The sequence below is a fragment of the Candidatus Defluviilinea gracilis genome, from assembly GCA_016716235.1.
Classification (GTDB): domain Bacteria; phylum Chloroflexota; class Anaerolineae; order Anaerolineales; family Villigracilaceae; genus Defluviilinea; species Defluviilinea gracilis.
On record JADJWS010000002.1, the window covers coordinates 523,085 to 535,177 of the forward strand.

At 51.3% G+C, this 12,093-nt stretch carries 14 protein-coding genes; 5 read left to right on the forward strand and 9 right to left on the reverse strand.

Annotation, left to right across the window (positions count from 1 at the left end; translation table 11 throughout):
- Positions 1–63: 63 nt before the first annotated feature.
- From IPM31_13460 to IPM31_13470, 3 genes are read left to right on the forward strand one after another with little or no spacing between them, the layout of a single operon-like run.
- A complete protein-coding gene (locus IPM31_13460; protein ID MBK9007985.1) occupies positions 64–1,044 on the forward strand; it encodes a MoxR family ATPase in 981 nt (326 codons plus the stop codon).
- A complete protein-coding gene (locus IPM31_13465; GenBank protein ID MBK9007986.1) occupies positions 1,041–2,363 on the forward strand; it encodes a DUF58 domain-containing protein in 1,323 nt (440 codons plus the stop codon). Before IPM31_13460 ends, IPM31_13465 begins: the two co-directional genes overlap by 4 nt.
- Positions 2,330–3,235 carry an MBL fold metallo-hydrolase gene (locus IPM31_13470; GenBank protein MBK9007987.1) on the forward strand — a complete coding sequence of 302 codons (906 nt, stop codon included), beginning with the start codon at positions 2,330–2,332 and terminating at the stop codon, positions 3,233–3,235. Before IPM31_13465 ends, IPM31_13470 begins: the two co-directional genes overlap by 34 nt.
- A 29-nt stretch (positions 3,236–3,264) precedes the next feature.
- Here the strand turns inward: IPM31_13470 and IPM31_13475 are convergent, their stop codons facing one another.
- The 9 genes from IPM31_13475 to IPM31_13515 all read right to left on the reverse strand — a co-directional run bounded on the left by IPM31_13475 (position 3,265) and on the right by IPM31_13515 (position 9,660).
- Positions 3,265–3,945 (reverse strand): DUF805 domain-containing protein, encoded by a 681-nt coding sequence (locus IPM31_13475; GenBank protein ID MBK9007988.1) that lies wholly within the window; start codon positions 3,943–3,945, stop codon positions 3,265–3,267.
- 214 nt (positions 3,946–4,159) lie between these two features.
- Positions 4,160–4,720: a dihydrofolate reductase gene (locus IPM31_13480; GenBank protein MBK9007989.1), complete on the reverse strand. Its 561-nt coding sequence runs from the start codon at positions 4,718–4,720 to the stop codon at positions 4,160–4,162.
- A gap of 159 nt (positions 4,721–4,879) precedes the next feature.
- Positions 4,880–5,767 carry a hypothetical protein gene (locus IPM31_13485; GenBank protein ID MBK9007990.1) on the reverse strand — a complete coding sequence of 296 codons (888 nt, stop codon included), beginning with the start codon at positions 5,765–5,767 and terminating at the stop codon, positions 4,880–4,882.
- 167 nt (positions 5,768–5,934) lie between these two features.
- Complete coding sequence (locus IPM31_13490) at positions 5,935–6,354, reverse strand: hypothetical protein (protein MBK9007991.1); 420 nt, start codon at positions 6,352–6,354, stop codon at positions 5,935–5,937.
- A gap of 18 nt (positions 6,355–6,372) precedes the next feature.
- Positions 6,373–6,669, reverse strand: a complete 297-nt coding sequence (locus IPM31_13495) for a class I SAM-dependent methyltransferase (protein ID MBK9007992.1) — start codon at positions 6,667–6,669, stop codon at positions 6,373–6,375.
- Between the two features lie 86 nt (positions 6,670–6,755).
- Positions 6,756–7,178, reverse strand: a complete 423-nt coding sequence (locus tag IPM31_13500) for a DUF1801 domain-containing protein (GenBank protein MBK9007993.1) — start codon at positions 7,176–7,178, stop codon at positions 6,756–6,758.
- Between the two features lie 207 nt (positions 7,179–7,385).
- Positions 7,386–7,808, reverse strand: a complete 423-nt coding sequence (locus IPM31_13505) for a DUF1801 domain-containing protein (GenBank protein MBK9007994.1) — start codon at positions 7,806–7,808, stop codon at positions 7,386–7,388.
- Positions 7,809–8,034: 226 nt separating this feature from the next.
- On the reverse strand, positions 8,035–8,661 hold the full coding sequence (gene upp, locus IPM31_13510; protein MBK9007995.1) for a uracil phosphoribosyltransferase: 627 nt from the start codon (positions 8,659–8,661) through the stop codon (positions 8,035–8,037).
- A 348-nt stretch (positions 8,662–9,009) separates the two neighbouring features.
- Entirely contained in the window at positions 9,010–9,660 is a 651-nt protein-coding gene (locus IPM31_13515) for a TetR/AcrR family transcriptional regulator (GenBank protein MBK9007996.1), read from the reverse strand.
- 331 nt (positions 9,661–9,991) lie between these two features.
- Between IPM31_13515 and IPM31_13520 the strand changes: the two genes are divergently transcribed.
- Together IPM31_13520 and IPM31_13525 are read left to right on the forward strand one after the other, a co-directional pair.
- Entirely contained in the window at positions 9,992–10,678 is a 687-nt protein-coding gene (locus tag IPM31_13520; protein MBK9007997.1) for an ABC transporter ATP-binding protein, read from the forward strand.
- Positions 10,675–11,856 (forward strand): ATP-binding cassette domain-containing protein, encoded by a 1,182-nt coding sequence (locus tag IPM31_13525; GenBank protein ID MBK9007998.1) that lies wholly within the window; start codon positions 10,675–10,677, stop codon positions 11,854–11,856. The genes IPM31_13520 and IPM31_13525 overlap by 4 nt, the downstream gene beginning before the upstream one ends.
- The last annotated feature ends 237 nt before the right edge of the window (positions 11,857–12,093 follow it).

The following is a 12,093-nucleotide window of genomic DNA, read 5'->3' on the forward strand; positions in this document are numbered from 1 at the left end:
CCATCGAATACCCGTACAATCGGGGCGGTAAAGCAACCCAATAACAGGAAAGGGCGCTTCTTCATGGAAGACCTCAAACAATTCAGCGAGCATATCGTTCAAAATTTGGAGCAAGTGATCGTGGGAAAATCGCAGGCGTTGGAGTTGGTTGTGATCGGCTTGCTTTGCCAGGGGCATTTGTTGATAGAAGATGTGCCGGGAGTGGGGAAGACCATGCTGGCGCGCAGTCTCGCCAAATCGCTCGACTGCACGTTCAACCGTATCCAGTTCACGCCGGATATGCTTCCCAGCGATGTGACAGGCGTTTCGATCTACAACCAGCAAAAGCAAAAGTTCGAGTTCCGCGCGGGTCCGATTGTCGGGCAGATCATTCTGGCAGATGAGGTCAATCGCGCCACGCCAAAGACCCAAGCCGCGCTACTCGAAGCCATGGAGGAAAAGCAGGTCACCGTGGATGGAGTGACGCATGCGCTTCCAAAACCCTTCATGGTGCTTGCTACGCAAAACCCCATCGAATACGAAGGGACATTCCCGCTCCCCGAGGCGCAACTCGACCGTTTTCTGCTCCGCATCCGCATGGGTTACCCCAGCGCGTCGGAGGAGATAAAGGTGCTGGGCAGTCAGCAACTGAAACACCCAATCGAAGCGTTGAAAGCGGTCGTCAAGATCAAAGAGTTGTTGGGCGCCATCGAAGAAGTTCGAAAAATCCATGTTTCCCCAGCAGTGCAAAAATACATTGTAGACCTCGTCGGCAAAACCCGTCAGAACAACGATGTGTACCTCGGCGCCAGCCCGCGCGGGAGCCTGGCATTGTTTCGCGCCGGTCAGGCGCGCGCCGCCATACACGGGCGCGACCATGTGTTACCCGACGATATCAAAGTCCTTGCGATACCGGTGCTTGGGCATCGCCTGATCGTTTCACCGGCGGCGCGTTTGCGCGAGTTGAGTTCCGATCGTATCGTGCAAGAGATCCTCGCCAGCGTACCGGTGCCAGGCGGAGATTACCAGGCTGTCAACTTGAAGGCGAAGGACAAATCAAAGTGACGCCTGGGCGCGCCTTCGTTCTTTTGACTCTGGGAGTGGGCGGTATCGGCGCGGTTGTGAACGGTTCTTTGCTTTATGTTCGACTGTTTTATTTTGGCTTGTTATTGATCGCCCTGGCATGGTTGTTGACAAACTTTGCCTTGCGCGGAATCACAGTGGAACGTCGGGCGCGTTCGCTCCGCGCGGCAGTGGGAGATATCTTCGAAGAACATTTTGAGATCGCCAACTCCAGTCGAATCCCCAAACTGTGGCTGGAGGTCTTTAACGAGACCACGATTCCTTTTGCGACGGGTTCGCGTGTTCTGACCCTCGTCAACGGGAAACAAAAACGCTCCTACACAGCCCGCACCTGGCTCACCACCCGAGGCGGATTCCTGCTTGGACCCACCCGCGTCAGTTCCGGCGATCCGTTCGGCATCTTTCGCGTTTCCAAAACATTCCCCGCGCGCGATTCACTGGTTGTATTGCCGATGCTCGCCAATGTCTCCGAATTCTATTCGCCGCCGGGTTTGTTGCCGGGCGGGCAGGTGATCCGTCGTAAATCACAAGACGTGACGCCTCACGCGGCGGGCGTGCGCGAGTATGTGCCGGGCGATCCGCTCAAACGCATCCATTGGCCCACCAGCGCGCGCCGCGATAAATTGATGGTGAAAGAATTCGAACAAGACCCGCAATCGGAAGTGTGGCTATTCATCGACACGCATCGCAGCGCGCATATCTCAAAGCCGGGTGACGCGCTCGAAGCGCCGCCCTCCGACGATCTCTTTTTGTTGCGCCGCCGCAAAGTGAAACTGCCGCCTTCCACGCTTGAATATGCGGTTAGCGCGGCGGCGTCACTGGCGCACTATTTCATCGCCGGGCGCCGGTCGGTGGGGCTGGTGAGCGCCTCGGGTCGTTCGTACAAAATTATCCCGGCGGAAAGAAGCGAGCGTCAGGAGGCGAAGATCCTTGAGGCGCTGGCATTCCTCAATAACGAGAGTTTCTTCACCCTGCCGGCGCTCGTCACCGCCCAGATGGGACAACTGCCGCAAGGCTCAAGCGCCATCCTCGTCACGCCGATGATCTATCCTGAGCTTCTGATCGCTGTGGATAGTTTGCAACGCCGAAGCTTGCGTCCAACCGTAGTCTTGTTGATGACGCTTTCGTTCGGCTCGCGTGTTGGCAACGAAGATCTTGCGAAGTCGCTTGAGGAACGCAAAGTTCCTGTTTGCCGTGTATACTGTGACGAAGACTTGGGAGCAACGCTCTCGTCGTTCTACTCGAAAACCAACGCACAGGAACACTCATGGCGCAAACCCGTATTGTCACACTTGACCTGAATTTTCAAGGGCGGACTCATGCCATCGCCTCTTATTTGATTCGATTGAGGGATGCCGTCGTCCTGATCGAAAGCGGACCCGGCTCGACTCTTTCTTCACTTCGGGCTGGTCTCACAGCGGAGGGATTATCCACCCGTGATGTGACTCACGTCCTGCTCACGCACATCCACCTCGATCATGCGGGCGCGGCGGGCTGGCTTGCCACTCAGGGCGCGGAGATTTATGTGCACCCTGTCGGCGCGCCGCACATGCTCCACCCTGAAAAGTTGATCGCCAGCGCAACGCGCATCTATGGAGATCGAATGCAAACGCTGTGGGGCGATTTCCTGCCCGTGCCTGAAAATAAGCTGCACATTGCGAATGATGGCGAAGGGATTCGTATTGGGAGCGCGGAATTTATTCCGCATAACACACCCGGTCACGCGGAGCATCACTTCGCTTATCAATTCGAAGAGATCGTCTTTTGCGGCGACGTGGGCGGCGTGCGCATCCCCGGTTGTCAATATCTGCGCGTGCCAATGCCTCCGCCTGAACTGAACCTCGAACGCTGGAAGGAAAGTGTTGCAAAATTACGCGCGCTCAAATCCCCGCGCATTGCGCCGACTCACTTTGGGATCTACGATGATGTGGATTGGCAACTCGCCGAAGTGGAAAAAGGACTCGACTCCGCCGCGCGTTGGATGGAACAGTCCATGCAGAACGAGACATCCATCGAAGAACTGCGCGAAAGTTTTACAAAATGGGTGATGGATGAGGGCAGAGCCATCGGCTTGAGCGAAGATGTGGTCAAAGCCTACGAGGTGGCGAATCCCCTCGGCATGAGCGCGGATGGGTTGTTGAGGTATTGGAAGAAGGGAAAAAAGCCAGGATGATACATGTCGTATCATCCTGGTCCATTTTTCTACGAAAGGTTTTTATCTGTTTGCTGTGCCCACAAAATGCCTAGTATGACAATGCCGCCCACTGGAATGAGCAGGTACATTTGCCACCATCCGCTCTTGCCGATATCGTGAAGGCGGCGCGCGCCCGCCGCCAACAGGGGAAGCAGTGTGGCAATCAAGAATACGCTAGCCAGAGACTCGCTCAGGTATGCCATTGCCGAGGTAGCCAATGTAACGAACAGCGCGAACCACCAAAACTCGGACCGCGCCGCCCGCCCATTGAAATCCGCATATTTTGCCAAGCAGACGCGGATCGCGCCAAAGAACGTGGACGAGTCCGCTTCGCTGTTGGCTTTTGAATTCAACAAATTTTCCATTCCTAACTCCTTGCTGATTATAGAGACAGCTTCTCTCAAAGGTGTGACCCAGTTCCTTGAACTGGGCTGGTCTCTATTTTCGGCAACTTCTACTCCGGGCGCAACTGTGGATTCCCCTAGTTTTTGGGGTTTGGACTTTCCCAGCTTCAATACCAATTCCATGCGAGAGCCGACCTGATATTTTGTAAAGATATTTTTCAAATGAAATTCGACCGTGCGCTCGGATATATGAAGGGAAGAAGCGATCAGCTTGTTGCTGTTGCCCTCGATGAGTAAATTGACCACATCCTGTTCCCGTTTGCTCAATTGATTTGATCGCGTCATTGTAGTTTTTTCTTTCGGATGGTTATGTATAAGACCTCGTGCGAAAGTCATTTTTGCCGCAGAGATCACAGGGAAAATGAGCATTTCCACCTGCCCCGAACGCAGGCGCTGGGTCAAGGGTCTCTGTGGACTCTCCCGAAGAACATCAGGACGATGTGTGGCTGAACGAGAGACTCTTATGCAAGAGGTCTATTTATGAAATACTCTCTACGAATTATTTCTGATATCGCAACGCGACAACCCCCGAACGGAACGTTTTCGATCCGATAAGTTTCAACGTCAGGTTCGCGCCCGATTCAAACAAGCGCGGACCTGCTCCTGCAATGACGGGGTGGACGACAAAGTGATATTCGTCAATGAGGTCCCATTGCGCGGCTTGCGAGGCGATGTTGAGACTGCCGATGGAGATATTTTTCCCTGGCTGTCCTTTTAACTTCATGATCTCTTCCCGAAGACCTCCGTGCAGGAGCGTGGTGTTGTTCCATTCTACGCTCTTCATCGTCGTTGAGAAGACGATCTTCGGCACGGAATCGAATACCCGCGCGAATTCGTTGACCGTTGGCGTTTCCGATTGATCCACCGCAACATCGTGCCAGTATGGATACATCAGGTGATACGTGTTGCGCCCGAAAATATCAACGCCTGTGTTACGCAAGAGTTCGGTGAAGTACTCATGTACTTCGTCGTCGGGGAGCATCGCTTCATGTCCGCAGTAGCCGTCTATGGTGATGTTGATCGCAAAGACAACTTTTCTGATTGGCTGTTCTTCTGACATTTTTGATCCTTTACGAATTCGGTGAATTTTCGATAGCTTAGCTTCTTTTGCAAGACGCGAGGCTTTTTTTGATCTAGTTTCTCCTCAACCCTTGACACCGCTGTTCATAGGCGGGCGCATTTTGCAAGTTTGTTGTCCTTCAAATAAAAAATTCACAGATTATTTCCAAGCATTTTTTGACATTTCAAAGCATTGGTGGTTCTTGCTTTTGAATCTCTCATAGAATGAGTTTGGATTTAGATCAGAAAATTCATCTAACGGTTTAAGAGTGGAAAGATCTGTACTTATTTCTACCTCAGATGACCATAAATGCATCTCTTGTGGGCTAAGATGCTGTAAGCATAAATTCACGGCGTCTGTCGTTTCGCTTCCCCAGAAGACATAGCTTGCAAGAATATGTTTTTGTTCGTACACTAAATATAGTGTAGCATCATAGGTGCTATTAATTTTATCGCGGTCACTAATGTATACCAAAACCTTATCTGGCTCATCAGATGCTTCAAAAAATTTATGAAGAGGAAAGAATAGAGTGAATAGGTCTTGAGCGACTCTTATCGCCATTACGACATTATTTTGAACCTCTAAATAAACAGACGCAGATGTATCTGCATTCGGAAGCCATACAGACCATACGTACATTTCCGATTGTGTAGATTTCGTAATAGGTATTTTAAAATTTGTTACTTTTTCAACGCCAAATGAACGGGATGGATTGAAATGGGCGATGTATTGCTGTGCTTCTGTCCATGTCGATACACCTGGAGTAATGCCCCACCAGCAAGGCAAACCACATATGTTATTAGCCTCATACATTTGGTATGCCGTCTTGTAAAAAGACAAAGTTGGTAAAGGAGTCAAATATAACGTTGGGGTAGGAACTTTTGTTTCAGTAGGGATGAGAGTTAAAGTCTCAGGTGGCAATGGTGTTGAAGATGGAATAGTTGCAGTTGGTGCCGCTAGATTTTCTTTTGGTGTATTTTCTGAAATACACCCGATAAGGGTCAACAGCATTAACAATACCAATGGAAGAGATTTCAGCTTTTTCATATACATATCAAATTCGGGTTTCCAGGGGAGCGCCTAACTGTGCCTTAACCAGCCTGTATCTGTATAAGACACTATTTGGATGGTTAAACTGCCCACAAGCCGTCTAACTTCCTATGTACAGCATTATACGCCCGCCGTCATCAATTCTCCAATCCTCCAATTCTCTATCATCCCCTCCTCCACCTCCCGATCAACATCTTCATCCGCAACTGCGCGCGCGCATCGCCGTCTGAAAGCGCCCAAGCCGAGCGCGTGGCGTGTTTCGCCTCTTCGTCCAACTCGATGAAATCGTTCCATTCGTCGTCAATCCACTCTTCCATTTCGTGCGGCGTGTCCCACGAGTAGACGTACGCAAAGAATTCCTCGCGCTCGCGGATGAACCATCCATTGGACTCAGCCTCCGCCATCGAGCGATTCGCGGCGGTGTCGTCTGCGATGCCGACTTCGAAATCGTTCACTCTGCCCGTGAGCTTGCTCTCACGCGCGGACGCCACTTCCACCTCCCAGCGACTCAGCAACGGGCGCAAGTCAATCAAGATGCCGTTTGGAATCAATACGCGCCGAATTTCACTCAGGGCATGGACCATGCCCTCATGCGTGATACATCAAAGCGACCATGCGAGTATGGCAATGTCGAACGTCTCTTTTGAAAAGGGGAGACGCTCCGCTTCGGAATGGACGAAATGGATCTTGTGTTTTCGGTCGTGAGGCGCATCAATCGAAGCGACGCGCAACGCGTCATGGTCAGAGTCCAGCCCGATGGTTAGGGAGGAAGCATGGGTGTACTGCCACGTCAACCGCCCATCGCCGCATCCGATCTCGAGGACGCGCTTATGTGAAAAATCCGCAAATTCATGCAGATATTTTTTCTCGTTGCCTTCGACATCTTTTTGGATCGTCATTGAGTAACTCGCATTGCGCAGAACGTCCCGCAGGTTTCTTGCATGAACAGAGTCCTGCAAGAAAACCTGCGGGACGGTCTGTACTATCATTGATTGAGTTGTTTCATCCGCTTCACAGACGCGGCGACCAGGTCTTTCAAAACTTTTTTATCCACATCGTCTAACTTCTTGATGTACAAACATCCGACGCTGGTGGTGAATTTGCCGAGTTTCTTGAGCAGGTCTTTGTGCGTGTCGAATCCGCCCATGAGATAGAGCGTGAGATTTTGTTTGCGCGGCGAAAAACCTGTGAGCATCCAATCGCCTTCGCGCCCGCTTTTGCTTTTGTAGTGATAACTGCCGAAGCCGACGATGCTCGACCCCCACATCTTTGGCTCTTCTTTCGTGACCTGCTTCATCAATTTTAGAATCTCGAAAGAGTCTGTTCGTTTTTGCTCATCATCCACCTTGTTCAAAAATGCCGTCACGCTCGCCTTGTTGACTTTGGTTTTCAATTCAGCCTTCGCCATGTCAGCCTCCGATCAACTAACAAGATTGAACTACTTTAAATATCAATCATGAATATGCCAAACATACAACCATGTCACCCTGAGGGAGCCCTTCGATAAACTCAGGGTAAACTCCGCGACCGAAGGGTCTCGGATGAGTCTCTCAGAGATGCTTCGGGGCAAAAACCGCCCCTTAGCATGACATGAAATTGTTATCCACTATTCACATTACTTCAACGCCTTCGATGCTTGGTATGTTTTGGTGATCAACTCTTTTAGCGTTTTCATATCCACGTCGCTCAATTTTTTGATATACAGGCACACCTTGCTTGTGGTATGTTTGCCAAGTTTTTCGAGCAGTGGTTTTTCGTAATCGTTCCCCATCAGAAGATACAGCGTGATGTACTGCTTGCGCGGAGAAAAAGCGATCAACGGCATGTCGCCTTCGCGTCCGCTCTCGTACTTGTAATGCAACGACCCAAACCCGATGATGCTTGGTCCCCACATTTTCGGTTTTTCTTTCGAGACCTGTTGCATGATCTTCACCAACTCGAAAGAGTCGTTTCGCTTTTGCTCACTCTCAACCTTATTTAAAAACGCCGTTACGCTTGCCTTATTGACTTTGGTTTTTATATCCGCATTCTTCGCCATATCAGCCTCCGATTCAGTTAATCCATGCAAGCCAAACGCAATTCTCTGATCCTGCTGCGCCATCAATCAGGTTACTTAACCGCCAATTACCAATTACCAATTACCAATTACCAATTACCAATTACCAATTACACTATCTCTCAATCTCTAGTCTCCAGTCTCCAATCTCTTTTCTCAATTCTCCAGTCTCTATTCTCTAATTCTCCAATCCTCTAATTCTCTCCCCTCACCCCGTCCCAAACTGCCGATCCCCCGCGTCTCCCAGCCCTGGCACGATATACGCGCGCTCATTGAGGTGACTGTCAATTGCGCCGATGTGGATGTCAATATCGGGATGCTTATCCTGCATCGCCTTGATTCCCTCAGGCGCGGCGATGAGACCCACAAATTTAATTTTCTTCACGCCCCATTTTTTTAACACGTCTGCCGTTGCTGTTGCCGAACCGCCTGTAGCAAGCATGGGATCAAGAATCAAACAGACAGAAACGGTCGGTTCGGTGGGGAGTTTGTTGTAATACTCGACGGGTCGCAGTGTATGTTCATCGCGATACAAGCCGATGTGCCAGACTTCGGCAACAGGCATAAGTTCCCATATCCCTTCCACCATACCAAGTCCCGCGCGCAAAATGGGCACGAGTCCGATCTTCTCTTTCAACTCGGAGCCTGTCATTTTGGCTAGCGGAGTTTCGAATTCGCGCGGCGCTACAGCCAAATCGGCGGTGGCTTCGTATGCCAGGAGCGCGGCGATCTCGCGCACCAGTTCGCGGAATTTCTTAGGCTCGGTGATTTTGTCGCGCAGGCGCGAAAGTTTATGCGCGACCAGCGGATGATTGGATGCGTATACATTGGACATTGTATTCTCCTCGAGATTGAATGTTTCGATTATAGCCCCGTTTAATCAAAATCATTCTTTGCTAAAGATTACACGGATTTTCATGAATGTATTTTATTGTTCTTTTGTCAATTAATCGAGTAATAAATTGAACCACTCCCGAAACACATTGGGACATGTGAGATACGGAGACACTGAGCAAAGCCAATTAAAATCTCCGTGACTCAGTGTCTCAGTGGTTCAAAACGAAAAGGCAGGGTCGCTCGGTTAAATTCTTAATCTACAAGAAATCCGTGCGAAGTCGTGTAATCCGTGACTAGGGTTTGCCGAGATTTTGGTGCAATTGAACTGCGTCAACGTAGCCGCAGATCACTCCGTGCCTGCTTGCAGACCGAGCGTTTTCTCGGCGCCGCTAAAGAATAGGCTTCGGAACATACTCGTCACCTCTTCGGGAGAATGACGCATGTCTTCCTTGATCCACCAACTCACCACGCTGAGTAACGCTCCGCTGAAAAATGCCGCAAAGAATTCGATCGGCACCTCGAAGAGGAGGGGGATCGGGTCAGACTTCATCTTGTTCTCGACAAACCTGACAATCGCCTCCGTGCTGACTTTGCGAATGCGCTCGACGATCTTGCTCGCGTTGGCGCTCTTCAAAAGCAAGTAATAAAGTTCGGAGTGATCGTGAACGTGTTGAAACACCAGCAGGAGGGGCTGGAGCGGCTTGTTTTTTCCGCTGTCTTTTGTTGAAGCGGGCACCCATGCGGAAAATGGGACTTCTGACAGAACCTGCGCCTGATCGTAGATCGTCTCGCTGAACTCTTCCAACAGCAGGTCTTCCTTATCTTTGTAATGCAGGTAGAACGTGGCGCGTCCCACATTGGCGCGCTCCGTGATCTCCTCGATGGAGATATCATCGTAGTTTTTTTCTTTGATGAGTTCAAGCAGAGCGGCTCGCAAAGATTGGAGCGTGCGTTGCACGCGGCGATCCGTTTTTGTTTTCGATGTGGAGTTCAACATTGGCAGCCTTTCTTAGTCTTGACACCAATAGTCTATTGCATATAATAGACACTGTTTATTATCAAACAGTGTCTGGAATATACTATACTTTTCCCGAAAAATAAAGGAAAGGACTAACGCAGTTGGCGGGCAGTTGTACTGCCGCCACCGCAGTGCAACTACGGCGCAACAGGTTCAACTGAGTAAGTCCTAAAGGATTTTGAAAGTCGTGTCATCGGTTCGGCAATCTCCGGTTGAAAGCAAAGTCGCATCCTCCCTGATCGAACTGCGCGACGTGGTGAAGACCTACGCCACCGCGGCGGGCGATTTCACCGCGCTCAAAGGCGTCAACATGAACATCGGCGCGGGCGAGTTCGTTGGTATCGTCGGCAAATCGGGCGCGGGCAAATCCACACTGCTCAACATGATCACAGGTGTGGATCATCTCAGCGAGGGCGAAGTCATCATTCACTCAAACGGTTCGCCTGTTTCGGTGCACAAGAAAAAAGAAGACGAGATCGCGTTATGGCGCGGGCATACGATGGGCGTTGTGTTTCAGTCGTTTCAACTTTTGCCGATGCTCACGCTCGTCGAAAACATCACCCTGCCTATGGACTTGTGCGGCAACTTCAGTCCGAAACAATCGCGTCAACGTGCGCTCGAGTTGTTGCGCCTCGTCGAGATCGAAGAACATGCCGAAAAACTTCCCGCGCTCATTTCGGGCGGACAGCAACAACGCGTCGCCATTGCGCGCGCGCTGGCGAACGATCCGCCCATCATCATCGCGGACGAGCCGACGGGCAGTCTCGACTCGGTCACTGCCGATCACATCTTCGAACTCTTCGCGCGTCTCGTCGCCGATCAAGGCAAAACGATCGTGATGGTCACGCACGACGAGTCGTTGTCAACGCGATTCACGCGCGCGCTCCAGATCGCGGATGGGGAGTTGATCTCTCGCCCTGAGCGGAGCGGAGCGCAGTCGAAGGGCGATAACGATGCGGATTTGAATCCCAAAAAATCTTGGTGGAGGCGGAAGTGAGTCCGCGTCGCGCCAAGGGGAAGTCTGGTTCTAACCCTCATGCGATGTCATCGCCTGAGGCGATGATCGATATGCACGGGGTCGTCAAGCGATTCAAAAACGCGGCGGGCGAGTTCACCGTGCTCAAAGGCGTTGACCTGACCATCAATCGCGGCGAGTTTGTTTCGATCGTTGGGAAATCGGGGAGCGGAAAATCTACACTGCTCAACATGATCACAGGCATTGACCATCCGACGGATGGCAAGGTGGTGATCGGCGGCACGGACATTTACACGGGCGTGAGCGAAAGCCAGCGCTCGAAATGGCGCGGACGCAATTTGGGAATCGTGTTTCAGTTTTTTCAATTGCTTCCGATGCTCACATTGCTTGAGAATGCGATGTTGCCGATGGATTACGCCGACATGTACGACTTCGATGAACGACCCGCGCGCGCGATGGACATGTTGAAGTTGGTTGGGCTGGAAGAGTTTGCGAATAAATTGCCTATGCTGGTTTCAACGGGACAACAACAACTCGCCGCCATTGCGCGCGCGTTGGCATGTGATCCGCCGTTGTTGGTTGCAGATGAACCGACGGGTAACCTCGATACAAAATCAGCCAACATCATCATTGACTTGTTCGAAGAGTTGGCGCGGCGCGGCAAGACCGTGTTGATGGTGACGCACGATCCGTCGCTCACGTCGCGCACCACGCGCAACATCATCATCGCCGACGGTGAACTCATCAACGAGACGATTGCCAAATCCCTGCCGTGGCTGAGACATCGTCACATGATGGAGTTCACCAAACTCGCCGAAGAGCGGACGTATCAGCCGAAAGCCACGATCATCTCGCGCGAGGAGCCAATCGAAAATTTCTTTATGATCCGCAAAGGCGAAGTGGAAGTGGTGTTACACGACCGCAAGAACGGAGAGAACGTCATCTCGCGTTTGAAGCCTGGCGAATTTTTTGGCGAGATCGAACTCTTGCGCGGAGGCAAAGCGATTGCGAATGTCCGCGCAAGCGAGGAAGAACCCGTTGAAGTTTTGACGATAAAGCGCGAAGATTTCAAGCGCGTGATGGACGTGTCGCCAAGAACCGCCGACGCGGTTGGCAAGATCGTGCAGGAGCGCCTCGAGGTCCATCGCGCCGCAGACAGCCGCAAAGGCGGGCTGTTCTCGTTGTTTAAGAGGAAGTAAAGATTTTCTGAGTAACCATAATCGCCCGATGTCGTAGTAGCGACTTCAGTCGCTTTTTCGCCGCAATCAAACGACTGAAGTCGTTACTACGGTAAAACAATTCATGTTACTCACCTTGATCGGTGGTCGAGTAGTCCCGCGTGTGCTGAGCGGAGCGATAGCGAAGACGAAGCATCGCGGGACGTATCGAGACCACAAGTACGCGAACAAACTTTTGTAACAGAAATATTTTACGGC

Coding starts and splice junctions, on each gene's coding strand:
- IPM31_13460 (MBK9007985.1), top strand. CDS start 64: ATGGAAGACCTCAAACAATTCAGCGAGCATATCGTTCAAAATTTGGAG.
- IPM31_13470 (MBK9007987.1), top strand. CDS start 2,330: ATGGCGCAAACCCGTATTGTCACACTTGACCTGAATTTTCAAGGGCGG.
- IPM31_13475 (MBK9007988.1), bottom strand. CDS start 3,945: ATGACGCGATCAAATCAATTGAGCAAACGGGAACAGGATGTGGTCAAT.
- IPM31_13480 (MBK9007989.1), bottom strand. CDS start 4,720: ATGTCAGAAGAACAGCCAATCAGAAAAGTTGTCTTTGCGATCAACATC.
- IPM31_13485 (MBK9007990.1), bottom strand. CDS start 5,767: ATGAAAAAGCTGAAATCTCTTCCATTGGTATTGTTAATGCTGTTGACC.
- IPM31_13490 (MBK9007991.1), bottom strand. CDS start 6,354: ATGGTCCATGCCCTGAGTGAAATTCGGCGCGTATTGATTCCAAACGGC.
- IPM31_13495 (MBK9007992.1), bottom strand. CDS start 6,669: ATGACGATCCAAAAAGATGTCGAAGGCAACGAGAAAAAATATCTGCAT.
- IPM31_13500 (MBK9007993.1), bottom strand. CDS start 7,178: ATGGCGAAGGCTGAATTGAAAACCAAAGTCAACAAGGCGAGCGTGACG.
- IPM31_13505 (MBK9007994.1), bottom strand. CDS start 7,808: ATGGCGAAGAATGCGGATATAAAAACCAAAGTCAATAAGGCAAGCGTA.
- upp (MBK9007995.1), bottom strand. CDS start 8,661: ATGTCCAATGTATACGCATCCAATCATCCGCTGGTCGCGCATAAACTT.
- IPM31_13515 (MBK9007996.1), bottom strand. CDS start 9,660: ATGTTGAACTCCACATCGAAAACAAAAACGGATCGCCGCGTGCAACGC.
- IPM31_13520 (MBK9007997.1), top strand. CDS start 9,992: ATGAACATCGGCGCGGGCGAGTTCGTTGGTATCGTCGGCAAATCGGGC.